This window comes from Mycobacterium sp. 360MFTsu5.1 (assembly GCF_000383495.1).
GTDB classification, from domain to species: domain Bacteria; phylum Actinomycetota; class Actinomycetes; order Mycobacteriales; family Mycobacteriaceae; genus Mycobacterium; species Mycobacterium mucogenicum_B.
On sequence record NZ_KB911465.1, the window covers coordinates 217,647 to 239,452 of the forward strand.

At 66.5% G+C, this 21,806-nt stretch carries 20 protein-coding genes and 2 pseudogenes; 9 read left to right on the top strand and 13 right to left on the bottom strand.

Annotation, left to right across the window (positions count from 1 at the left end):
• Position 1 precedes the first annotated feature (1 nt).
• The 6 genes from ipdA to H289_RS30315 all read left to right on the top strand — a co-directional run bounded on the left by ipdA (position 2) and on the right by H289_RS30315 (position 5,270).
• The gene (gene ipdA / locus H289_RS0110830) at positions 2 to 892 is read left to right on the top strand and encodes a cholesterol ring-cleaving hydrolase subunit IpdA (RefSeq protein ID WP_029105077.1); all 891 of its coding nucleotides are present in this window, start codon (positions 2 to 4) and stop codon (positions 890 to 892) included.
• A 2-nt stretch (positions 893 to 894) separates the two neighbouring features.
• The gene (gene ipdB / locus H289_RS0110835) at positions 895 to 1,668 is read left to right on the top strand and encodes a cholesterol ring-cleaving hydrolase subunit IpdB (RefSeq protein WP_029105078.1); all 774 of its coding nucleotides are present in this window, start codon (positions 895 to 897) and stop codon (positions 1,666 to 1,668) included.
• Positions 1,665 to 2,735: a (3aS,4S,5R,7aS)-5-hydroxy-7a-methyl-1-oxo-octahydro-1H-indene-4-carboxyl-CoA dehydrogenase gene (gene ipdC, locus H289_RS0110840; RefSeq protein WP_020100813.1), complete on the top strand. Its 1,071-nt coding sequence runs from the start codon at positions 1,665 to 1,667 to the stop codon at positions 2,733 to 2,735. Before ipdB ends, ipdC begins: the two co-directional genes overlap by 4 nt.
• Before the next feature lie 461 nt (positions 2,736 to 3,196).
• Positions 3,197 to 3,331: a hypothetical protein gene (locus tag H289_RS33860; protein WP_020100814.1), complete on the top strand. Its 135-nt coding sequence runs from the start codon at positions 3,197 to 3,199 to the stop codon at positions 3,329 to 3,331.
• Positions 3,328 to 4,155 carry a lysophospholipid acyltransferase family protein gene (locus H289_RS0110850; protein WP_020100815.1) on the top strand — a complete coding sequence of 276 codons (828 nt, stop codon included), beginning with the start codon at positions 3,328 to 3,330 and terminating at the stop codon, positions 4,153 to 4,155. Before H289_RS33860 ends, H289_RS0110850 begins: the two co-directional genes overlap by 4 nt.
• A 122-nt stretch (positions 4,156 to 4,277) precedes the next feature.
• Complete coding sequence (locus H289_RS30315; RefSeq protein ID WP_020100816.1) at positions 4,278 to 5,270, top strand: FUSC family protein; 993 nt, start codon at positions 4,278 to 4,280, stop codon at positions 5,268 to 5,270.
• A 32-nt stretch (positions 5,271 to 5,302) separates the two neighbouring features.
• On the opposite strand, the gene H289_RS0110860 is transcribed toward H289_RS30315, so the two are convergent.
• On the bottom strand, positions 5,303 to 6,565 hold the full coding sequence (locus tag H289_RS0110860; protein ID WP_029105080.1) for an HNH endonuclease signature motif containing protein: 1,263 nt from the start codon (positions 6,563 to 6,565) through the stop codon (positions 5,303 to 5,305).
• Positions 6,566 to 6,641: 76 nt separating this feature from the next.
• Positions 6,642 to 8,954, bottom strand: a complete 2,313-nt coding sequence (locus tag H289_RS0110865) for an FdhF/YdeP family oxidoreductase (protein ID WP_020100818.1) — start codon at positions 8,952 to 8,954, stop codon at positions 6,642 to 6,644.
• A gap of 92 nt (positions 8,955 to 9,046) precedes the next feature.
• On the opposite strand from H289_RS0110865, the gene H289_RS0110870 reads away from it, so the two are divergent.
• On the top strand, positions 9,047 to 9,943 hold the full coding sequence (locus H289_RS0110870; protein WP_020100819.1) for a LysR family transcriptional regulator: 897 nt from the start codon (positions 9,047 to 9,049) through the stop codon (positions 9,941 to 9,943).
• Here H289_RS0110870 and H289_RS0110875 read toward each other — a convergent pair.
• The 3 genes from H289_RS0110875 to H289_RS0110885 are packed head-to-tail and all read right to left on the bottom strand — an operon-like array spanning position 9,940 to position 13,269.
• Positions 9,940 to 10,902, bottom strand: a complete 963-nt coding sequence (locus tag H289_RS0110875) for a cation diffusion facilitator family transporter (RefSeq protein ID WP_020100820.1) — start codon at positions 10,900 to 10,902, stop codon at positions 9,940 to 9,942. The two genes, H289_RS0110870 and H289_RS0110875, sit on opposite strands and share 4 nt — an antisense overlap.
• Before the next feature lie 20 nt (positions 10,903 to 10,922).
• Positions 10,923 to 12,455 carry a WS/DGAT/MGAT family O-acyltransferase gene (locus H289_RS0110880; protein WP_020100821.1) on the bottom strand — a complete coding sequence of 511 codons (1,533 nt, stop codon included), beginning with the start codon at positions 12,453 to 12,455 and terminating at the stop codon, positions 10,923 to 10,925.
• A gap of 31 nt (positions 12,456 to 12,486) precedes the next feature.
• On the bottom strand, positions 12,487 to 13,269 hold the full coding sequence (locus H289_RS0110885; protein WP_020100822.1) for an SDR family NAD(P)-dependent oxidoreductase: 783 nt from the start codon (positions 13,267 to 13,269) through the stop codon (positions 12,487 to 12,489).
• 136 nt (positions 13,270 to 13,405) lie between these two features.
• Between H289_RS0110885 and H289_RS0110890 the strand changes: the two genes are divergently transcribed.
• The gene (locus tag H289_RS0110890) at positions 13,406 to 13,981 is read left to right on the top strand and encodes a QsdR family transcriptional regulator (RefSeq protein ID WP_020100823.1); all 576 of its coding nucleotides are present in this window, start codon (positions 13,406 to 13,408) and stop codon (positions 13,979 to 13,981) included.
• 4 nt (positions 13,982 to 13,985) lie between these two features.
• On the opposite strand, the gene H289_RS0110895 is transcribed toward H289_RS0110890, so the two are convergent.
• The 8 genes and pseudogenes from H289_RS0110895 to H289_RS33390 all read right to left on the bottom strand — a co-directional run.
• Positions 13,986 to 14,276: a hypothetical protein gene (locus H289_RS0110895; protein ID WP_020100824.1), complete on the bottom strand. Its 291-nt coding sequence runs from the start codon at positions 14,274 to 14,276 to the stop codon at positions 13,986 to 13,988.
• Between the two features lie 91 nt (positions 14,277 to 14,367).
• Positions 14,368 to 15,522 (bottom strand): steroid 3-ketoacyl-CoA thiolase FadA6, encoded by a 1,155-nt coding sequence (gene fadA6 / locus H289_RS0110900; protein ID WP_020100825.1) that lies wholly within the window; start codon positions 15,520 to 15,522, stop codon positions 14,368 to 14,370.
• 44 nt (positions 15,523 to 15,566) lie between these two features.
• Complete coding sequence (locus H289_RS0110905) at positions 15,567 to 16,169, bottom strand: TetR/AcrR family transcriptional regulator (protein WP_020100826.1); 603 nt, start codon at positions 16,167 to 16,169, stop codon at positions 15,567 to 15,569.
• 142 nt (positions 16,170 to 16,311) lie between these two features.
• Positions 16,312 to 17,835, bottom strand: coding sequence for a DUF4153 domain-containing protein (locus H289_RS0110910; RefSeq protein ID WP_155944103.1), 1,524 nt, complete (start codon positions 17,833 to 17,835; stop codon positions 16,312 to 16,314).
• Positions 17,832 to 18,854, bottom strand: a complete 1,023-nt coding sequence (locus H289_RS0110915; RefSeq protein ID WP_020100828.1) for a HAMP domain-containing sensor histidine kinase — start codon at positions 18,852 to 18,854, stop codon at positions 17,832 to 17,834. Before H289_RS0110915 ends, H289_RS0110910 begins: the two co-directional genes overlap by 4 nt.
• Complete coding sequence (locus H289_RS0110920; RefSeq protein ID WP_020100829.1) at positions 18,851 to 19,516, bottom strand: response regulator; 666 nt, start codon at positions 19,514 to 19,516, stop codon at positions 18,851 to 18,853. The genes H289_RS0110915 and H289_RS0110920 overlap by 4 nt, the downstream gene beginning before the upstream one ends.
• Positions 19,517 to 19,955: 439 nt before the next feature.
• Positions 19,956 to 20,051: pseudogene (locus H289_RS33995) on the bottom strand (short chain dehydrogenase); the annotation flags it as partial.
• Positions 20,034 to 20,201, bottom strand: a pseudogene (locus H289_RS33390) (TetR family transcriptional regulator); the annotation flags it as partial. The pseudogenes H289_RS33995 and H289_RS33390, both read right to left, overlap by 18 nt.
• 263 nt (positions 20,202 to 20,464) lie before the next feature.
• On the opposite strand from H289_RS33390, the gene H289_RS0110930 reads away from it, so the two are divergent.
• Positions 20,465 to 21,706, top strand: a complete 1,242-nt coding sequence (locus tag H289_RS0110930) for a CaiB/BaiF CoA transferase family protein (protein ID WP_020100831.1) — start codon at positions 20,465 to 20,467, stop codon at positions 21,704 to 21,706.
• Positions 21,707 to 21,806: the final 100 nt, after the last annotated feature.

Below are 21,806 nucleotides of genomic sequence, written 5' to 3' on the forward strand. Positions count from 1 at the left end.
TATGGCAGACAAGACAACAACTCTCGAGGCCGCAGTAGCCGAGATCGAAAGCGGCATGACCATCGGCATCGGCGGCTGGGGTTCGCGCCGCAAGCCGATGGCATTCGTGCGCGCGCTGCTGCGCACCGATGTCACCGACCTGACCGTCGTCACCTACGGCGGCCCGGATCTCGGACTGCTCTGTGCCGCAGGCAAGGTCAAGCGCGTCTACTACGGCTTCGTGTCGCTGGACTCGCCGCCGTTCTACGACCCGTGGTTCGCGCGGCGCCGCACCGAAGGCGCCATCGAGGCCCGCGAGATGGACGAGGGCATGCTGCGCTGTGGCCTACAGGCTGCCGCACAACGTCTTCCGTTCCTGCCGATCCGCGCCGGCCTCGGCAGCGACGTCCGTGCCTTCTGGGGTGACGAGCTCAAGACCGTCAAGTCCCCGTACCCGACCGGCGACGGCTACGAGGAACTCATCGCCATGCCGGCGCTGAACCTCGATGCCGCATTCGTGCACATGAACCTGGGCGACGTGAAGGGCAATGCCGCCTACACCGGCATCGACCCCTACTTCGACGACCTGTTCCTGATGTCGGCCGAGCGCCGGCACCTGTCGGTCGAGAAGATCGTCTCCACTGAAGAGCTGGTGAAGTCGGTTGTGCCGCAGCAGCAGATCATCAACCGCATGATGGTCGACACCGTGGTCGAGGCCCCGAACGGCGCCCACTTCACCACCAACGAGCCCGACTACCGGCGCGACGAGAAGTTCCAGCGCCACTACGCCGAAGCCGCCGGCTCGGACGAGACCTGGGCCGAGTTCGTCAAGACCTACCTGTCCGGAACCGAAGCCGACTACCAGGCCGCGGTCCGTAAGTTCGCCGAGGCTCAGAAGGAGGCCAACAAGTGACGATCGAGGCGAGCGGAGCGACGGGGAATGACTCAGTAACCCGCTCCGAAATTTGTGCCGTCGCCTGCGCCGAATTGTTCCGTGACGCAGGGGAAATCATGGCCAGCCCCATGACGACCGTCGTGCAGATCGGCGCCCGCCTGGCCCGGCTGACCTTCTCGCCCGACATCGTGATCACCGACGGTGAGGCCCGCATGCTGGCCGACACCCCGGCGATCGGCGCCCCGTTCGCCGTCGAGGGCTGGATGCCGTTCAACCGCGTCTTCGAGACGCTGGCCTGGGGCCGTCGGCATGTGGTCATGGGCGCCAACCAGATCGACCGCTACGGCAACCAGAACCTGTCGGCCTTCGGCCCGATCCAGCAGCCGACCCGCCAGATGTTCGGTGTCCGCGGCGCGCCCGGCAACAGCATCAACCACGCGACGAGCTACTTCGTGGGCAACCACACCAAGCGCGTGTTCGCCGAGTCGGTCGACATCGTCTCCGGAATCGGTTGGGACAAGGTCGATCCGGCCAACCCGGCGTACCGCTTCCTGAACGTGTACCAGGTGGTCTCCAACCTGGGTGTGTTCGACTTCAACGGCCCCGAGCACCAGATGCGCGCGGTGTCGCTGCACCCGGGTGTGACGGCCGACGAGGTCGCCGACAACACCTCGTTCGAGGTGCACGGCCTGGACACCGCCGGCGAGACCCGCCTGCCAACCGCCGACGAACTGCAGCTGCTGCGCGAGGTCATCGACCCGAAGTCGTTCCGCGACAAGGAAGTCAAGGCGTGAGCAAGCTCAAGACGCCGCTGACCGAACTGGTCGGCATCGAGTACCCGGTCGTGCAGACCGGTATGGGCTGGGTGGCCGGCGCGCGACTGGTCGCGGCCACCTCCAACGCCGGTGGTCTCGGCATCCTGGCGTCGGCGACGATGACGCTGGACGAGCTGCAGACCGCCGTCACCAAGGTCAAGGCGGCCACCGACAAGCCGTTCGGCATCAACATGCGTGCCGACGCCGGCGATGCGGATGCCCGCTGCGACCTCCTGATCCGCGAAGGAGTCAAAGTCGCCTCCTTCGCCCTGGCTCCCAAGCCCGAGCTGATCGCGAAGCTCAAAGATGCCGGCGTCGTGGTGATCCCGTCGGTCGGCCTGGCCAAGCACGCCAAGAAGGTGGCGAGCTGGGGCGCCGACGCGGTGATCGTGCAGGGCGGCGAAGGCGGTGGCCACACCGGCCCGATCGCCACGACGCTGCTGCTGCCGTCGGTGCTCGACGCCGTCAAGGACACCGGTATGCCGGTGATCGCCGCGGGTGGTTTCTTCGACGGCCGTGGCCTGGCGGCCGCGCTGTCCTACGGTGCCGCCGGCGTCGCGATGGGCACGCGGTTCCTGCTGACCTCGGACTCGACGGTGCCCGACGCCGTCAAGCAGCGCTACCTGGAAGCCGCACTGGACGGCACCGTGGTGTCGACCCGCGTCGACGGCATGCCGCACCGGGTGCTGCGAACCGGGCTGGTCGAGAAGCTCGAAAGCGGTTCTCCGGTGCGCGGTTTCGTCGCCGCGGTCGGAAACGCCCAGAAGTTCAAGAAGATGTCCGGCATGACGTGGCGTTCGATGATCAAGGACGGCCTGGCCATGCGCCACGGCAAGGACCTGACCTGGTCGCAGGTCGTCATGGCGGCCAACACCCCGATGCTGCTGAAAGCCGGTCTGGTGGACGGCAACACCGAGGCGGGCGTGCTGGCCTCGGGTCAGGTGGCCGGCATCGTGGCGGATTTGCCAGCCTGCTCCGAACTCATACCGCGGATCGCCGACGAGGCCATCGCCCACCTGCAGGCTGCGACGAGCTACATCGTCTAGGTCACGTTCTCTGCGCGAGCAGACGTAAGCCCCCCAAATCTCTTTGGATTTGGGGGGCTTACGCATGTGCGTGGCAGCGAGGTTCGCGTCGAGGGTGTGTACAGATCGTCAGATCCACTCTTGAGACGCGCTGGCGGCACAGTCGCGAGCCTCTGCATGCTGGCACCTGACAAGCAAATGCCTTGTGGGCGTCGAGTGTGCGCTTACGCAGACAAAGTTCGAGTAGCGAGGATCCTGGGCGCACGATCAACGCGAGCAGCAACATTCGCCCGGGCTGTCAACCCTGGCCGTAGACGTTGGCTTCTCGCGACAACATATCCGCGGAATTGCGCCGAATCTTCGGCTGCCGGGGATGTCGAAACTCCTCTCTGCGCTCCGTAGCGTAGCCATCGACCACAGCGGCAAGGTTCCTACCTGCTACAACAGGCTCGACAAACCGCACCAGAGAGGTAATCGGTCGGATGACTGTCATCGGTGGTGTGGCCTACATCGTCGTCACCTTGCTCCCCGTTCTGACCCTTGCCGCGATCAACGCCATAGTCCGCGCGGTCGGTAGGCGCCGCGGACGGCCCGACCCCGCAAACGAGGACTCATGACCACGCTGACCGCCGCCCCGCCTGCTCCCCCGAGCGTCCCCAACCCGACGTTCATGCGGTACGTCCAGAACCCGATCTGGAACTTCCTGTGCGACCACTATTTCCGGCTCGAGATCGACGGCTGGCACAAGGTGCCCGACGAACCGTCGCTGTTGATCGGTATCCATTCCGGCGGCTCCCTGACCATGGACGCCTGGACGCTGGTGCACTCCTGGTACCGGCACTTCGACGGGCAGCGTGTCCTGCACGGCACCGCGCACGACGTGCTGATGGGTGCCCCCGGTCTGGGTGACTACTTCCGCGCCGTCGGCGTCATCCCCGCGTCGCGTGACGGTGTGACGAGCGCGCTGGCCGCGGGGCATGACGTCGTGGTGTGGCCGGGCGGCGAGCTGGACGCGATGCGCAACTGGCGCGACCGTGACAAGGCGATCCTCGCCGGCCGCAAAGGCTTTGTGAAGCAGGCGATCCGGTCCGGTGTGCCAATCGTCCCAGTGGCCACGGTCGGTGGGCACGACACCGTCTTCGTGCTGAACGAGGGCAAGTTCCTGGCCAAGTGGAGCGGCCTCGGTAAGCGGTTGCGCGGCGCCAACATGCCGATCATCGCCGGCTTCCCGTTCCCGCTCGCCGTCGAGGTGCTGCCGATGCACCTGCCGCTGCCTGCGAAAATCCGCACCGAGCTGCTCGACCCCATCTACGTCGACAGCGACCCCGAGCGTGCCAACGATGTCGCCTACGTCGACAAGGTGTACGACGAGGTGCAGTTCGCCATCCAGTCCGGCATGGACCGGCTGGCCAAGCGCCGCAGCTTCCCTGTGCTGGGCTGACGCGGTCAAGCCGCGCGCTCGATAGGCGCCGCCGATCACTTGCTCGGTATTTCCACTTTGACGGTCACTCCCCGGGTACGACAACCTGTTTGAGTAAGTCGTTCATCGATCGGAGTGGGCCCATGCGCACCGTCTATATGCGCGTGCGCCGGGCCATGACCCCGCCGACGGAAGACCACCGGCCCGCGTTGCGGGTCGCGCTGGGGTTGGCCATCCCGGGTGTCGCACTGCTGGCCGCCGGACGCCCCGACCTGATCATCTACGCGGTGTTCGGTGCGATCACCGGCATGTACGGCCGCACCGAAACCCGCTCCCGGCGGTTCGCGCATCAGACCCAGGGCGGCGTGATCCTGGTTCTGGGCGTGGCCATCGGTGTGGCACTCGCCAATTCCCATGTGCCACGGGCTGTCCTGGTTGTCGCCGCGGTGGCGTTCGCGTCCGTCGGCTCGGTGGTGACCGACTACCTCGCGCTCAAGCCCGAGGGACCGTTCTACGGCGTCTTCGCGCTCGGCGCCATCGCCACGGTGCCGGCGGGCCGGGTCGCGCCCTCTTCGGCGATATTGCTCTGTGCCGCAACGGCTTTGTTGTGCGTCCTGTTGGGTGTGCTCGACGCACCGCGGGCCGTGAGGCCGGCCGCCCGGCTTTCCCCGCCGAACCGGCGCGACGTGCTGATCCACGCGGGCCGCTACGCGCTTGCCATCACCGCCGCCGGCACCGCCGGCCTCGCTTTGGGCGTCGACCATGCCAACTGGGCCATCGCCGCGGCAGCCGGGCCGTTGGCGGCCGCCGACGCCAGCGGCCGGATCAGACGCGGAATCCATCGCCTGGGTGGCACTTTCATCGGCCTGGCCGTGGCGGCCGCACTGCTGGTGCCGGGACCCAGTGAGTATGTGCTGGCGATTTGCGTCATGGTTCTGTTGTTCCCCACCGAGTTGTTCATGGCCCACCACCACGCGGTCGCACTGGGGTTCTTCACGCCGTTGATCATGCTGATGACCGACCTCGCGGCACCAACCGAACCGCTGGTGTTGCTGACCGCTCGTGGCATCGACACCGTCATCGGCGTCACCGCCGCGATCGTGGTGTCGATGCTGTTGCCGGGCACCCGGGATTAGAGGCCAAGGCGCCAGTTCTGTTGCCACCCGGCCTAGTTGGCAGGCGGTCTAGGTGGTGGTTCGAAGGGTTGGTACCACCACCATTGGGCGCGTTCCCCGGTGGGGCCGGGGCAGGGCGGCACATCAGGGCGGGCCGTGGTGGGTGGTCGGGCGAGGGATCCGCCGTCGAGTTGGCGGCCCGCTGCATCGGTGACGACGAGTCGGTCAGCCGGGCCGGTGATGGTGATGACCCGCTTGTGATGTAGGCGGTGGTGGTACGGGCACACCAGCACCAGGTTGTGCAGTTCGGTTTCCCCGCCGTTCTCCCAGTGAATGATGTGATGCGCATGCAAGCCGCGGGTGGCCCCGCACCCCGGTACCCGGCAGCACCGGTCCCGGTGCTCCAGCGCGCGGCGCAGCCGGCGACTGATGGTGCGGGTGCTGCGCCCGACGCCGAACGGCTGCCCGTGCTTCTCGAGCCACACCTCGCACGTCGCATCGCACAACAGCAGTTGGCGTTCCTCCTCGGTGAGCACCGACCCCAGATGCAAGGCGGCCGTGCGCTGTTCGAGGTCCATATGCACCACGACGGTGGTGCGCTGCCCATGCGGCCGCAGTGCCACGTCGGCATCCCAGCCGGCCTCGACCAGACTCATGAACCCATCGACCTGATTCGGGAACGGCGGCGCCTGCTCCGACACTTCCCCTTCGGTGTCCTCGTGGTCACGCTTCCAGTCCGCGACCAACGCATCCTGATGCGACGCCATCGCAGCATCGAACTTGGCGGCCTCCAACTTCGGCAGCCGAATCTTGTACGTCGTGGACCCGTCCTCATGCGTGGTCTTGCTGATCGACCGCGCCGGCTCTGGCTTCGCCTCCGGCTCAGGGTCCGGGCGCGGCTCCAGCTTCACTGCCGTCCGCAACTGCGTGACCGTGGCGCTGTCGGCGAACTGCGCGTAATGCTCATCAGAACCCTCGCCGGCATGCTCGGCGACCACCCCGACCTGATCCAACGACAACCGGCCCGCCCGCATCGCTTCAGCGCAGCGCGGGAACTCCTCCAGGCGGTGCGCCACCGCCACCATTACTTCCGCATTACGCGGCGACACCCCGGTTTTCCACGCCACCAACGACGCCATCGACCGGGCCCCTGTCGCGCCCCACAGTCCGTCGCGGTCGATCTCGGCCACGATCTCCACTAGCCGTGCGTCGATCGCGTTGCGCTGACCGGTCAACTCACCGATCTCCGCGTGCAACGCCTCAAGGCGCTCACACGGCGACACCTCAACATCCAAAGGTGTTGCGGTGGTAGACATGACACCATCAAAGCAGAAGGGTATGACAAATTTCGGACCCGAAACGCCAGCCGCCGAAAAACCAGAACCCGTCCCCCTAACCCGCCGACTTCGTCACCGTCACCTTGACGTTCTTCATGATGGGCTGGTCGCTCTGCGAGCTGAAATCGCCGATGGCACAGAGCACATTCATCTCCGGCATGTAGCCGGCCGCGTTGCCGCGCGGGATGCCGTACGGCACCGCCTTGTAGCGGTGCAGTGAGCGGACGCTGCCGTCGCGCGCGGTGGCGACGATGTCGACGTCGTCGAACTCCTTGATGCCGCGGTCGGCCATGTCGTGCTCATTCATGAAGATGAGCGTGCGCAGGTTCTTGATGCCGCGGTAGCGATCGTTGTCTGAGTAGATGGTGGTGTTCCACTGGTCGTGCGAGCGCAGCGTGGCCAGGATCAGCGTGCCTTCGCTGACGGTGTCGTCGGGCAACTCGACGGCCGAGAACTCCGCGCGGCCCGACGGGGTCAGGAAGATCAGTTCCCGCGCGGGCTGCTTGATCCGGAAGCCCAGCGGCAACCGGACCCGGCGGTTGAAGTCCTCGAACCCGTTGAGCACCTTGGCCATCGTGTCGCGGATGCGGTCGTAGTCCTCGACGTACCAGTGCCACGGTGTCTGGCTGTTCGGCAGCGCGGCCGCGGCGATCCCCGCGATGATCGCCGGCTCGGACAGCAGGTGCGGCGAGGCCGGCTTCTTCATCCCGACCGACAGGTGCACCATGCTCATCGAGTCCTCCACCGAGGTCGACTGGATGCCCTCCTTCTGATGGTCCTTCTCGGTGCGGCCCAGGCACGGCAGAATCAGCGCCTGACGGCCGTGAATCACGTGGCTGCGGTTCAGCTTTGTGCTGACCTGGACGGTGAGCTCGCACTTCTGCAGGCCCTCGAACGTGTACGCGGTATCCGGTGCGGCGCTGGCGAAATTGCCGCCCATACCGATGAACACCTTGACGTCACCGCTGTGCATGCCCTCGATGGTGTGGACGGTGTCGAGCCCGTGCGCGCGGGGCGGGTCGATGCCGCAGACCTCACCCAGACGGTCCAGGAACTCCTCGGTCGGCCGGTGGTCGATACCGCACGTGCGGTTGCCCTGCACGTTGCTGTGCCCGCGCACGGGCGACGGTCCGGCGCCTTCGCGGCCCAGATTGCCGCGCAGCAGAAGCAGATTCACGATCTCCCGGACGCTGTCCACACCGTGCTCGTGCTGGGTGACGCCGAGGCACCAGCTGATGATGCTGCGGTCCGCGTCGCGGTAAATCTTGGCGGCCCTGCGGATATCGCGCTGCGACACCCCGGATTTGTATTCGATCTCATCCCACGACGTGGCCTCGACTGCGGCCCGGTAGGCCTCGAACCCGGTGGTGTACCGCTCGATGAACTCGATGTCGAGCGCCTTCGGATCCGTCTCTGCTTGTTCCAGAACGGCTTTGGCGATGCCACGGATCAGGGCCATGTCGCCGCCGATCCGGGGCTGCAGGTTCAGCGTGCTGGTCTTGGTGGACTTGAACGTCGCCATCCGCAGGAAGTCATGCGGGATGATCGTCTTCGTGGCACCGGCCTCGACGAGTGGGTTGATGTGCACGATCTGCGCGCCGCGGCGGTAGGCCTCCGACAGCGCGGTGAGCATGCGGGGCGCATTGGAGGCGGCGTTGACGCCGATGACGAACAGCGCGTCCGCGGTCTCCCAGTCCTCGAGGTCGACGGTGCCCTTGCCGGTACCGAGGGACGCCTGCATGGCGCGGCCGCTGGCCTCGTGGCACATGTTGGAGCAGTCGGGCAGATTGTTGGTACCCAGCTCCCGGGCCAACAGTTGGTAGAGGAACGTCGCCTCGTTACCGAGCCGGCCCGATGTGTAGTACGACGCCTGGTTCGGGTCGTCGAGTTCCGCCAGCGCCCGGCCGATGAGGTCGAAGGCGTCGCGCCAGCTGATGGGCTTGTAGCGGTCGGTCGCCGCGTCGTACACCATCGGTTCGGTGAGCCGGCCGGTGTCTTCGAGCGCGAAGTCGCTCCACTCCGCCAGTTCCGAAACCGTGTGCTGGGCAAAGAACTCCGGCCCGCAGCGCTTGTGCGTCATCTCCCACGTGACGTGCTTGATGCCGTTCTCGCAGATGTCGAGCTTGAGGCCCTTCATGTCGTCGGGCCAGGCACAGCCCGGGCAGTCGAAGCCACCGTCCTCGTGGTTCATCTTCATGATCGCGTGCGGTCCGCTGATGGGCTCACGCTCGCGCGCCAGGAACTTCGTGACGCTGATGGCCGCGCCCCAACCGGCCGCGGGATGGTGGTAGGGATGGAACTCGGGCTCGCCATGACTGTCGGGCTGGCCCTCGGTATCGACTCGCTGCTCAATGCTCCGGTCGGTCATGCGACAAGTCTGCTCGGCGGAGGCCTCCTGAGTCCAAGGGCAATTTCCGTGAGCCTGATAGGCATCGCCTATCAACCATGGTCGAATAGTCCATGCTGTTTCGCCAGCTCGAATACTTCGTGGCGCTCGCCCGCGAGAAGCACTTCGCGCGCGCCGCTGCCGCCTGCTACGTCTCGCAGCCGGCGCTGTCCGAGGCCATCCGCAAGCTCGAGAACGAGCTCAAGGTTCCGCTGGTGCGGCGTGGGCAGAGCTTCGAGGGGCTGACGCCCGAAGGCGAACGGCTGGTGTTGTGGGCGCGCCGGATTCTGGCCGATCACGATGCCCTCATCCACGAGGTCACCGCGTTGCAGACGGGTCTGACGGGCGAGCTGCGGCTCGGCGTCATCCCGGCCGCGTCGGGCACGGTGGCCCTGCTGACCGATCCGTTCTGCCTCGAACATCCCTTGGTGCGAGTGCAGTTGGAGAGCAGCCTGCGCTCGGCGGGCATCATCGAGCGCATCCGCCGCTTCGAACTCGACGCGGGCATCATCTACCCCGACGGCATCGACACCACGGGCCTGACGGTCACACCGCTCTACGAAGAGCGGCAGGTGCTGATCGCCGGCGCCGAACTGCTTGCCAGCCAGCCGAATCCGCTGACCTGGTCCGACGCGCTGGAACTACCGCTGTGCCTGCTGAACACGGGGATGCGGGGCCGGCAACTGCTCGACGACGTCCTGGCGGCGCACAGCCTGACGGCGACGCCACGACTCGAAGCCGATTCGGTGGTGTCCCTGCTGGCGCACGTCAGCGGTGGCCACTGGGCGAGCATCGTCCCGCAGACCTGGCTGCACACGTTGCGCCCGCCCGACGGGGTGCGGGTGGTGCCGTTGGACGAACCTCAGGTGACGGCGACGGTCGCGCTGGTCAACAGCGCCGCCGAACCCGGCTCGGTGCTGGCGCGCGCGCTCGTCGCGACGGCACAGCGCGCGCCGATGAACCCCGACTAGCGATACCACTCGGGCAGCTCGGTGGGCCGCAGATCGGTGGTGTCACCCGGCCGGGTCAGGGTCAGCACGGCCCGCACGATCTCAGGGCGGTCCGCCAACGCGTCGGCGATGGCGTTGAGCCGCGCGGCGACGTTCGATTCGGCCGCGTCACCGATGAGGTCGACGGCGGCGACGAGATAAATCCGGTTCGCCCCAACCCATTCCATGTGCAGGTAGCTGACCCGCTCGATGTCGTGATGGTCGAGCAGCGCCAGCAGTGCGTTGTTGCGCGCGAGCGGGGTGACGGTCTCCCCCGTCAGGAAATCCATGTTCCGCCCGATGAGGAACAACGCCACGACCCCGAGCAGCAGGCCGACCAGGATCGAGCCGATGGCGTCCCAGACCGCATTCCCGGTGAGCTGGTGCGCCAAGATGCCGCACGTCGCGATCACGATGCCGATGAGGGCCGACAGGTCCTCGGCGAAGACGGCGCGCAGCATCGGGTTCGACGTGACGCGGATGTAGCGCAGTGGATGGATCCGCCGTTCGAGCGCGCCGGACTTCGTCTGCGAAAACGCTTGCAGGAACGACGATCCCTCCAAGATGAACGAGACCGCGAGCACCGCATAGGCCCAGCCGTACGACGTCGCCTCGGCTTCGCCCTTGAGGGACTGGATGCCGTGCCAGATCGACACCACGGCACCGACGGTGAACAGGCCGAAGGCCGCGAACATCGACCAGATGTAGCCGGCCCGGCCGTAGCCCAGCCGGTGTTCGGCATCGGCCGGCTTGTCCGACTGCCGGGTACCGATCAGCAGGAACACCTCGTTGCCGGTGTCCGCCCAGGAATGCGCGGACTCGGCGAGCATCGAAGCGCTGCCCGTGACGACGGCGGCGACGGTCTTGGCCACCGCGATCAGGGCGTTGGCGCCGAGCGCGACGACGACTGTCAGCAGACTCTCGTCGCCTGAACCACTCATGCCCTGAACACTAGAGCCCGTCAGTAGGCGTCGCCGGGCTGAACCACCCGGACCGGTCCGCGCCGCGGTGCCGCCGGTTGGGGCTCCTGCACCCATTCGGCGCCGCTGGCCTCCATCAGCCGGCCGATCTCGTCGATGTGCATGTCGGCCAGGTCCCACACGTCGGGCACCAGCTCGCGGTCGACGATGAAGCCGAAGTCCAGGCGGTCCAGATAGCTCACCACGGTGATGTTGAGCCCCTGTCCTTCGGTGACGATCGACACCGGGAACTGATGGACGAGTTGCGCGCCCGCGAAGTACAGCGGCTTGCGCGGACCCGGAACGTTGGAGATCACCAGGTTGAACGGCGTGGCCGCGATCCGGTGCGCCAGCCCGAAGCGCGACGCCAGCCGCATGGCGGACGTCGACAGCACGGGAGCCGAAACCTGCGCCATGTCGCCGAGTTGGCTGGCGGGCACCAGATCCAGCAGGCGCTTCGCGTCGAGCATCGCCTCGCGGCAGCGGGCCACGCGCTCGAGCGGGTCGGCGCAGTCGGTCGGCAGTTCGGGGAAGATCGCCGACACCCGGTTGGTCCACGGGTCCTCTTCGTCGCCGGTACGGATCGACACCGGCACCATGGCCCGCAGCGGGCCGTCGGGCAGCGCGTCGTGGGCCTGCAGATAGCTGCGCAGACCGCCGGCGCAGATCGCCATCACGATGTCGTTGACCGTGCCGCCCGTCGCGGTCTTGAGCTGCTTGACGTTCTCCAGCGACGCGGTGCGCATGGCAAACCGGCGATGCCCGGTGATGGGCTTGTTCCACGGCGTGGGCGGTGCGGCCGAGGTGGGCAACGGAATCTTCGGGCCGTCTTCTTTGCCAAGGCGCGCAATGGCTTTGATGGCCGAGCCGGCCTTGCTGGCGGCACTGCCGATGCTGTCGATGCCGGCGGCGTCGGCGAGCTGGCCGACCAGCCGGGTCTGGAATCGTAGTGCCTTGACCGGATGGCCCGCGAGGTTGATGACGGCTTTGCGCAGCAGGTCGATGTCGCTGGGCAGCGGTTCGGCTTCCCAGGCCGGGCTGGGTCCGGGTGGCGCGGCGTCCGGTTCGGTGTCGGTCAGGATGTTGAGCATCAACTGTCCGGCGGCACCGTCGATGGTGGCGTGGTGGTACTTCGTCAGCATCGCCCAGTTGCCGTCGTCCAGACCGTCGATGACGTAGACCTCCCACAGCGGCCGGCTCCGGTCCATCGGGCGGCCGACGATGCGGGACACCTGGTCGGCCAGCTGGTCGACCATTCCCGGCCGGGCCAAATGGATTTCGCGGATGTGGAAGTCGAGATCGAAGTTCGGGTCGTCCACCCAGTACGGGTGGTCGAGCCCCAGCGGCACTTCGACGAGCCGCCGGCGCAACGGTTCGAGTTCACCGATGAGCGACGCGTACTTCGCATGGACCGCGGTGTAGGGGTCGAACTCCTCGCTGGGCCGCTCGAAGATCATCAGCCCGGTGACGTGACCGAATGTCGTCGGCGTCTCCAGGTAGAGGAAGGTGGCGTCCATGCCGCTGAGCTGCTTCACGAGTGTTCTTCTCCTAGATGGGTTTTGGCGCTCAGGTGGTGAGCAGGCCGCCCTCGACGGGCAGGGTGATTCCGGTGACATAGCTGCTGGCATCACTGGCCAGGAAGATCAGCGCCGCGCTGAGTTCCTCTGTGCGCCCGAGCCTTCCGGCCAGGGTGCGTGGCAGGACGGTGGTCTCGAAGTAGCCGTCGTCGTACTGATCGGTCATCTCGGAGGCGAAGAAGCCCGGCGCCAGGGCGTTGACGCGGATACCCTTGCGGCCCGTCCACTGCTGGGCAAGGTCGCGGGTCAGGCCGATCAGGCCCGCCTTCGATGACGCGTAGGCCGCCTGCGGGAGGCCGGCGGTGGTCAGGCCGAGAATGCTGCTGACGTTGATGATCGAGCTGCCCGGCTGCATGTGCGCGGCACACGCCTGCGCCATCCAGTAGCACCCGTTCAGATTCAGGTCGATGACGGACCGGAACTGCTCGGGCGTTTCGCGCGTCGCCGGGACGGCTGTGCCCACTCCCGCATTGTTCACCAGAATGTCGACGCGCCCGAAGGAATCGACGGCAGCCTGCACGAGGGCTTTGCAGTCGTCGGGATCGGTGACGTCGGTGCGCACGGCGACGGCCCGGCGACCGGCGGCTTCCACCAGCGCCTTGGTGTCGGCCAGCCGGTCTTCGCGGCGCGCACCGAGCACGACGTCGGCGCCGGCCTGCGCCAATGCCTGCGCGAATCCGACGCCGAGGCTGCTCGAGGCGCCGGTGACGACCGCGACGCGGCCATCGAGACGGAAGAGATCAAGGATCGAAGCTGCGTCGCTCTGGGTCACTCGTGCATCATATCTAGATATGTTGCACAGACGAGACTGATCGAGATATATCTCACTCAGACATCAGCCGCTACCATGATGCGAAAGGCGGCGGATGAACAGGAGGTGCGCCATCAGCGAGACACCGTTGGGTCGCATGCTCGCGTCGACAGACCGACGCCCCGACCCACTCGAGGCGTTCCGCATCGCGCGCCGTTGGTTCATCGAGGGCCGTCGCATCGAAATGCAGGAATTGGCAACCGAACTCGGCATCAACCGGGCCACGCTGTTCCGCTGGGTCGGCGGCCGCGACGAACTGCTGGCCGAAATCCTGTGGTCGCTGGCCGAGCCCACACTCAAGGCCTCCATCGACGCGGCACCCGGGCACGGCGCCGCGCACATCGCACGGGCCGTCGGCCACTACGCCACCGTCATCGACGAATCCGGCTTCTTCCAGGCGTTCCTGCGGCGCGAACCCGAACGCGCCCTGCGGATTCTGGCCACCCGCGCCGGGACGTTGCAGGGCCGCCTCGTCGCCGCGATCGAAGAGCTACTCAACGACGAGATCGCCACGGGTCAACTCGATCCCCCACTGCCCCCGCGCGACCTCGCGTTCCTCATCGTCCGCATCGTGGAGTCGTTCCTCTACGCCGACATCATCACCGGCGAACCGCTGGAGGTCGGCAAGGCCGAGCAGGCCATCGGCGCACTACTGGGTCACCGACCCGCGTAGTTCCCTACCGCCCGGGGCCCATGGGCCCCGGCACAACCGGCACCGGCGGCGGATTCGGAACCGTCACACTGGGCGGCGGCACCGTGACCGTGACGGTGCTCGTGCTGGCCCGCGTCGACGGGGTCGTCGGCGGTGTCGACGGGCCGACCGGAACTCCCGGGATGATCTCCGTCGAAGTCACCGTCGTGCTCGTGCTGGAGGTGGGCTTGGACGGCGGCGGCGACTCGTCCGAGCAGGCGCTTGCACCGAGAGCAGCCGCTGCTGCCACGGACATCACGACGAGGGACTTCAGCATGATTGCCGAATGCCCGTTGATCCGAACCGGTAAACCCGCACAGACACAGAACTGCCCCTCTCCCGGAGGAAAGGGGCAGTTTCGCGTGGTATCAGAGGCGCTCGATGATGGTGACGTTGGCGGTGCCGCCGCCCTCGCACATCGTCTGCAGGCCGTAGCGACCGCCCGTGCGCTCCAGCTCGTTGAGCATGGTGGCGAACAGCTTGGCACCGGTGGCGCCCAGCGGGTGGCCCAGCGCGATGCCGCCGCCGTTGGGGTTCACCTTGGCCAGGTCGACGTTGAGTTCCTTGGCCCAAGCCAGCACGACGGACGCGAACGCCTCGTTGATCTCGACGACGTCGATGTCGTCCATGGTCAGGCCGGTCTTCTCCAGCGCGTACTTGGTCGCCGGGATCGGGCCGGTGAGCATCTTCACCGGGTCGTCGCCGCGGCAGCTGATGTGGTGGATGCGGGCCCGCGGCTTGAGGCCATGCGCCTTCACGGCAGCCTCGGAGGCCAGCAGCGTCGCCGACGCGCCATCCGAAATCTGGCTGGCCAGCGCGGCGGTCAGCCGGCCACCCTCGACCAGCACCTTCAGCGAGGCCAACTTCTCCAGAGTGCTCTCACGCGGCCCCTCGTCGACCTTGAAGCCGTCGATCGGGATGATCTCGTTGTCGAAACGGCCCTCACGGATCGCGGTGAATGCACGCTGGTGGCTGTTGAACGCGAACAGCTCCATGTCCTCGCGGGAGATGTCCCACTGCTCGGCGATCATCTCGGCGCCGCGGAACTGCGAAATCTCCTGGTCGCCATAGCGTTCCACCCAGCGCTTCGACTCGTTGGTCGGCGAGGTGAAGCCGAACTGCTCACCGACGATCATGGCCGAGCTGATCGGAATCTGGCTCATGTTCTGGATGCCGGCGGCCAGGATCAGGTCTGCGGTACCCGACATGATCGCCTGCGCACCAAAGGAAATGGCCTGCTGGGAGGAACCGCACTGCCGGTCGACGGTGGTGCCGGGGACGCCCTCGTCGTAGCCGGCGGCGAGCCAGGTCAGACGGCCGATGTTGCCGGCCTGCCCACCGATGGCGTCGACACAGCCGACGATCACGTCGTCGAACGCAGCGGGGTCGACGTCGTTGCGAGCGAAGATCCCGCGGTACGCCTCCACACCGAGATCGATCGGGTGGTAACCGGAGAGGCCACCACCCTTCTTGCCGACGGCGGTGCGCACAGCGTCGATGACGTACGCCTCAGATGCGGCCATTTCTCATCTCCTTCTTTGGGTGAAACTCATTTGGCGGCAAGGCGTTACGGGGCTACCGCAACGCCGCCGAGCACGATGGTCAGGTAGTGCTGACCGACGTCTTCCGCGGTCAACTTGCCGCCCGGCTGGTACCAGCGCACCGACACCCACGTGGTGTCACGGATGAACCGGTAGACCAGATCAACATTCAGGTCGGATCGGAAGACGCCTTCGGCCATGCCCTGCTTCAGGACGTCGACCCACATCTTGCGCTGCTGGCGATTGCGTTCGTCGACGAAGGCGAACTGGGGCAGGACGCCGAGGCGCTTGGCCTCGTCCTGGTAGATGACGACCTGCGCGTGCCGGTGCTCGATGGCATCGAACGACGCCATGAACAGACCTTTGAAACGCGCCAGCGGATCGGGCTCGGTGGCGATGATCTGCTCGTACCGGGCGAACAGCCAATCGAGGAAGTCACGCATGACCTCTTCGACCATCTGTTCCTTCGATTTGAAGTGATGGTAGAGACTGCCTGACAGGATTCCTGCCGAGTCTGCGATGTCCCGGACAGTGGTTGCCTTCAGCCCACGCTCAGCGAACATCGCCGCGGCGAGCTGAAGAAGCTCGTCGCGCCTGGTCGCCGGTTGACTGGGCGATGGAGACGCCATCGACACAGCATAGCAACCAAGCGCTTGTTAGGTCGATTGTGGAGGCTGGTGACTGTCACCACTTCGCATTTCCCCGCCGAAACTGCGCTTGTGTGCCACGAACCGGCGATTTTTCGCACACAAGCTCAGGGTCGGCGGCCCGCTAGTAGCGGGAGGACCAGTACTGATCGCAATACTTGGGCAGCTCCGTTCCCACCGGCCGGTCCGCGTTCGAGCGGGACAGGTTGAACAGGTACCACGGGTCGTCATGCGAGTAGTTCGATCGGACGCAGGCGCGGACACGCTCAGGTAGCCGATGCAGCGCCGGGTCGATGTCCGACGACAGCCGGGACAGGTACTCCGCATCGAGTTGGCCGGTCTGCTCGAAGCGGTCGATGTTGCGATCGGCGACGAGGCGCTCGGGATTGAGTGCCGCCAACCCCAGCAGCGCCACGACCCCAGCCGCCAGCACGGCGTGCGGCAGCCAACGCCCCGACATCCGCACACCCGCCACCGCGACGAGCAGGAACACCGCACCCAACCACAGTTCGATGGTGATCACCATCAACCGGTCGGTGCTGAAGCCGTACGCCTGCTGATAGAGCCACATGCGGTGGATCGCAGAGATGACGACGACAACCGAAGTCGCGCAGAGGATTCCGGCCAGCACTCGGAGTACACGGCGGTCACCCGCAGTGACACGACCCGCCACCCGGATCACGCCGCTCAGCACCAGCAGCGTCAGCGCCGACACCCACAACAACTGCCAGAAGCCCTGGCGCGCGTACTCGGCGTACGTCAGCCCCTCGGTTTCCAGCACGTGGGTATGACCGCCGAACAGCACCGCCGCCTGCACCGCGACGAACGCAATGAACAGCGCATCGAGCACCCCCAGCGGAACGGCCCACTCCCAGCGCGGCACCGGCTTCATCGGCTTGGGCGCGAGGACATCCAGCCGCGGCGCGAACCGGGTCAGGTAGGCACCACCGAGGACGAACGCGGCGACCATGCCGAAGACGACGACGCGGGCGACGACGTCGACACCGTCGAACCGCGGGACCAGCTTGCCCACCAGATGCGCGAAAGCCGCGTCCGCCGAGGCGAACAACGCGCCGAACACCAGAGTCAGCAGCACTGTGAGACCGCCAACAACGGCAACGCGAACCGGGTTTGTGATACCCACCCGACCGGACAATCCACGCCGCGTCCAACCGAGGACACGGGCCGGCAGCGCCCACGCCAGGAACGGCGCGGTCAGGACCGCGGTCCAGGTACGTCCGCCGAACAGCGTGCACCACCCGACGATCCAGGCCGCCATGATGCACAGCACGCCCAGCCAGTCGGCGGCAAGTAAGGCGGGAACTGCCAGCAGCGCCAACGTCAGTGCGATACCGGCCCATTCGGTGCGCGTCGGCCGGCGCTCGGCGGTGCCGTAGACGACAGCGAAGACCATCACCCCGACGGCCAGGTAGCCGGCGCTCAAAGACGACGGCCGCCACAGCGCAGTACCGAGCAGACCGGCTACCACGGCGAGCGCCACCACCCGGTGTGGCGCTGTCGCCAGCGGACTGATCGGCCACACCCGTCGCGGCAACATCGTCCAGCCGGGCTCACCGCGGCGCGGCAGTGCCGGCCCGATCAGCGGAGGGACCATCGGCGGCCCTGGATATCCCATCAACATCGTCATGCGGACCGCTCCTCTGATTCCGGAATGCTCACCCTGAAGCGGCATCCCACGTTCGTCTCCACCACGTCGATAGCTCCGCCGTGCAACTCGACCGCCCAGCGGGCGATCGCCAAACCCAGACCGGTGCCACCGTCAGAGGTGGCCCCGCGGGTGAACCGTTCGAAGACCCGCTCACGCTCAACCGGCGCGATGCCCGGCCCTTGATCGGCGACCTCCAGGCGCAGGCCCGCGGCGTCACGCGTCGCTCGCACCGTCACACTGCCGCCGGGCGGGCTGTGCCGAATCGCGTTGTCCACCAGATTGACCACCACCTGCCGTAGCCGCGCCGGATCGGCCAGCGCCGTCAGACCGGGTGGTGACACCTCGACCGCGACTGGCACGTCATCGGCGGAAACCGAGACGTGCTCGACGGCGGCACGCAGGAAGGCCTCGACGTCGAACCGGTTGATCCGCAAGGGAATTGCCCCGCCTTCGAGGCGAGACAGGTCCAGCAGATCGGTCACCAATTCGCCGAGGCGTTCGGTCTGCGACAGCGCTAACCGCATCGTCTGCGCATCGGGTTCAACGACTCCGTCGACCACGTTCTCCAGGACCGCCTGCAATGCGGTGATGGGCGTGCGTAGTTCATGGGACACGTTGCCGATCAGTCCGCGCCGGTATTCGTCGGCGGCACCGAGGTCGGCTGCCATCTGATTGAATGCCGTTGCGAGTTGGCCGACTTCATCACGCGACGTGGCGCGGACCCGAATGCTGTAGTCGCCCTTGGCCATCGCGCGGGCCGCGGCGGTCATCTGCCGCAAGGGTGACGTCATGCCGTGGGCCATGAACTGGGTGAAGAGCAGTGAGGTCAGCAGAGCGGACAGCAGCGCGTATCGGAACTGCCAGCTCGCGCCGATCCAGAAGGTGAACGACGCCAACAGGATTGCTCCGCCGACCAGCAGTCCCATCTTGATCTTGAAGGACGCGAACGGATCCAGTGGCCGGGGCAGCCGGTCCCATAGTTCGCCGAAGGTGCTCACCGTGGTACCTCTAGGGCATAGCCGACCCCATGCACGGTCCGGATGAGCTCGGCACCGAGCTTGCGGCGCAACGCCTTCACGTGGCTGTCGACCGTGCGCGTCTCGGCGCCCGACCCCCAGCCCCAGACGTGCTCCAGCAGCGTCTCGCGGTCCACCGCGGCTCTGGGACGACCGGCGAGGAAGGCCAGTAGATCGAATTCGGTTCGGGTGAGGTGGATTTCGATGTCACCCTGGTGCACCCGGCGCTCGGCGAGATCGATGCGGTACTCCCCCACCGACAGCGGCTGGTCCCCGGCCGCCCGGTCCACCCGACGCAGCAACACCCGCACCCGCGCAACCAACTCGCGCATGCTGAACGGTTTGGTGAGATAGTCGTCGGCCCCGATCCCCAGACCGATCAGCATGTCGGTCTCGTCCGTGCGGGCGGTCAACATCAGCACCGGCACCGGACGCTCGGCCTGGATGCGCCGGCAGACTTCCACCCCGTCGAAGCCGGGCAGCATGACGTCCAGCACCACCAGGTCGGGCCGTGTCGCTGCCGCCGCGGCCACTGCCGAAGGCCCGTCGACGGCCGTCTCCACCTGGAACGACTCGGCCCGCAGGCGGGTGGCGACCGAGGACAGGATGGTCGGCTCGTCGTCGACCACCAGGATTCGCTTCACGCTTTCCGACTGTAAGCGCGGTTTGTGGGGCTTACCGGCAGTGATTGTGAAGAAACTGTGGAGACTTCTCGCGAGCTTTCCGTCAGCTGCACTCAGCCCTACGGCGCTGGCGTAACCACCCCAAGGCGTGGTGGCAACTGCTGCTCGCGGTCGCGATATTCATGTACCCCGTGTTTGCGTTCGCGACAGGAAGAAGCGGACCGGGCCAAACGGCGGTCTCCGCCGGCGTGGCGATAGCGGCTGGAATCAGCTTCGGCTACCGGGATCGGTTCTTGCACAACCCGATTGCAGCAGGCCAACGCATCCAGTTCGCTCTGGTCTCCCTGATCACGCTCGGTGTGTTCCCGATCTGTTATCTAGGCGCGTACCACGCGAGCAGGCGATTCATCTCGAAAACCGAAGCGTACGGACGACATTCGCGTCGCCAAACGTGAGCGCGCTGGCTGGACGCCGAGATAATCTCGCCGGCCAGGTAGCTGGAGTAGTCGCCGGCCAGGAATGCGATGGTCGACGCGATCTCCCACGGCTCGGTGGCGATGATTTCTTCGTACCGGCTGAACAACCAATCAAGGAAGTCCCGCGTGACCTCTTCGACCATCTGTTCCTTCGACTTGAAGCGATGGTAGAGACTCGCCGCGGCGAGCTGAAGTAGCTCGTCGCGCCTGCTCGCGGGTTGACTGGCGATGGAGACGCCATCTCAACAGCATGGAAACCAAGCGCTTGCTAGGGTAGGTCGGGCCGGTGTTGACTTGGCCACTACGTACACAAAGATCGAGTGCTCACAGGGGTCGCGCACGTTGAGGCGATCGCGGCCCTGAGAGCGGGCGAGGTCACACGCGCGGTTCTCGACCGCGACCGATAGATGGGATGCGTAAAGCGTCGGGCGCTTCGATTCGAGCCCTATGCTTGCGCGCAGCACGACTCGAAATGGATGAGTAGCAGGAGATCATGAGCACGACACAGCGTGCCCTGGAGGGTATCCGGGTCATCGACATGACCCGCGTCTTCGCCGGCCCGATCAGCGCGCAGATACTGGGCGACCTCGGCGCTGACGTCATCAAGGTGGAGCGACCGGGCAGCGGTGACGAAGGGCGCGGTTACGGTCTTGCCTCGGTCGAGGGCAAGGACGGCAAGGACCTTCGCCAGTCCGGCTTCTTCACCGCGTCGAACCGCAACAAGCGGTCGATCACGGTCAACCACTCCAAGCCGGAGGGGCAGGACATCCTGCGTGCCCTGGTCAAGACCGCGGACATCCTGATCGAGAATTACAAGGTCGGCGACCTCAAGCGGTTCGGGCTGGACTACGAGAGCCTGAAGGCGATCAATCCCCGCCTCATCTACTGCTCGATCACCGGCTTCGGCCAGACCGGGCCAATGGCGGCGCGCGCGGGCTACGACGGGTTGTTCCAGGCGAGCGGCGGCATGATGGCCGTGACCGGCATCCCCGAAGGCCAACCCGGCGCGGGGCCAGTGAAAGCCGGTCCCAGCCTGGTCGATTTCGTGACCGGCCACAACAGCGCCATCGCGATCCTCGCCGCGCTGAACCATCGCAACAACACCGGCGAGGGCCAGTACATCGACATGGCGCTGCTCGACAGTTCCGTGGCGATGATCTGCCACATCATGCAGGACTACCTGATCAGCGGCGTCCAGGCGGAGCGTCTGGGCAATGGCGGCAACGGCGGCGGCCCCGCCGACCTCATCCATGCGCGCGACGGCATGACGTACATCACGGCCGGGAGCGACGCTCACTGGCGGCGCATGTCGGAGTTGATGGGCCAGCCCGAGCTCTACGACGACCCGCGCTTCGACACCAACGCCAAGCGGGCCAAGATCAATCGCGCGGAGTTGATCGACATCATCAACGTGTGGAGCCGGCAGTTCACGACGGAGGAGCTCCAGGCGAAGTTCGACAGCGTGGGCATCCCGGCCGCGCGCTATAACGATCTGGCGGAGGTCTGGGAAGATCCACAGGTGCAGCACCGGGGCCTGCGCGCGACGACGCCGCATGCATGGGCCGCCGCCGGATCGGTCGACCTGATCGGCAGCCCGCTGGCGGGCATGGGTGCCACGCCAGCGACGATCCGCCTCGCGCCGCCAGTGATCGGCGAGCACAACGCGGAGATACTCGGTGAACTGGGCTATGACGCGGCGCGGATCGCGGACTTGCAGGAGCAGGCGATCATCTGATCGAGAGGGTCCGCCACCAGGTCAGGCTTGCGAGATCGCGAGCCAGCCACACATGAAAATGCCCGCCTAATTGCGACAACGTTGTCGCAATTAGGCGGGC

Excerpts from the sequence above, each read along its gene's own strand:
- ipdA (WP_029105077.1), top strand. The coding sequence starts at position 2 with ATGGCAGACAAGACAACAACTCTCGAGGCCGCAGTAGCCGAGATCGAA.
- H289_RS33860 (WP_020100814.1), top strand. The coding sequence starts at position 3,197 with ATGACTGTCATCGGTGGTGTGGCCTACATCGTCGTCACCTTGCTCCCC.
- H289_RS0110850 (WP_020100815.1), top strand. The coding sequence starts at position 3,328 with ATGACCACGCTGACCGCCGCCCCGCCTGCTCCCCCGAGCGTCCCCAAC.
- H289_RS30315 (WP_020100816.1), top strand. The coding sequence starts at position 4,278 with ATGCGCACCGTCTATATGCGCGTGCGCCGGGCCATGACCCCGCCGACG.
- H289_RS0110860 (WP_029105080.1), bottom strand. The coding sequence starts at position 6,565 with ATGTCTACCACCGCAACACCTTTGGATGTTGAGGTGTCGCCGTGTGAG.
- H289_RS0110865 (WP_020100818.1), bottom strand. The coding sequence starts at position 8,954 with ATGACCGACCGGAGCATTGAGCAGCGAGTCGATACCGAGGGCCAGCCC.
- H289_RS0110870 (WP_020100819.1), top strand. The coding sequence starts at position 9,047 with ATGCTGTTTCGCCAGCTCGAATACTTCGTGGCGCTCGCCCGCGAGAAG.
- H289_RS0110875 (WP_020100820.1), bottom strand. The coding sequence starts at position 10,902 with ATGAGTGGTTCAGGCGACGAGAGTCTGCTGACAGTCGTCGTCGCGCTC.
- H289_RS0110890 (WP_020100823.1), top strand. The coding sequence starts at position 13,406 with ATGCTCGCGTCGACAGACCGACGCCCCGACCCACTCGAGGCGTTCCGC.
- H289_RS0110895 (WP_020100824.1), bottom strand. The coding sequence starts at position 14,276 with ATGCTGAAGTCCCTCGTCGTGATGTCCGTGGCAGCAGCGGCTGCTCTC.
- fadA6 (WP_020100825.1), bottom strand. The coding sequence starts at position 15,522 with ATGGCCGCATCTGAGGCGTACGTCATCGACGCTGTGCGCACCGCCGTC.
- H289_RS0110905 (WP_020100826.1), bottom strand. The coding sequence starts at position 16,169 with ATGGCGTCTCCATCGCCCAGTCAACCGGCGACCAGGCGCGACGAGCTT.
- H289_RS0110910 (WP_155944103.1), bottom strand. The coding sequence starts at position 17,835 with ATGACGATGTTGATGGGATATCCAGGGCCGCCGATGGTCCCTCCGCTG.
- H289_RS0110930 (WP_020100831.1), top strand. The coding sequence starts at position 20,465 with ATGAGCACGACACAGCGTGCCCTGGAGGGTATCCGGGTCATCGACATG.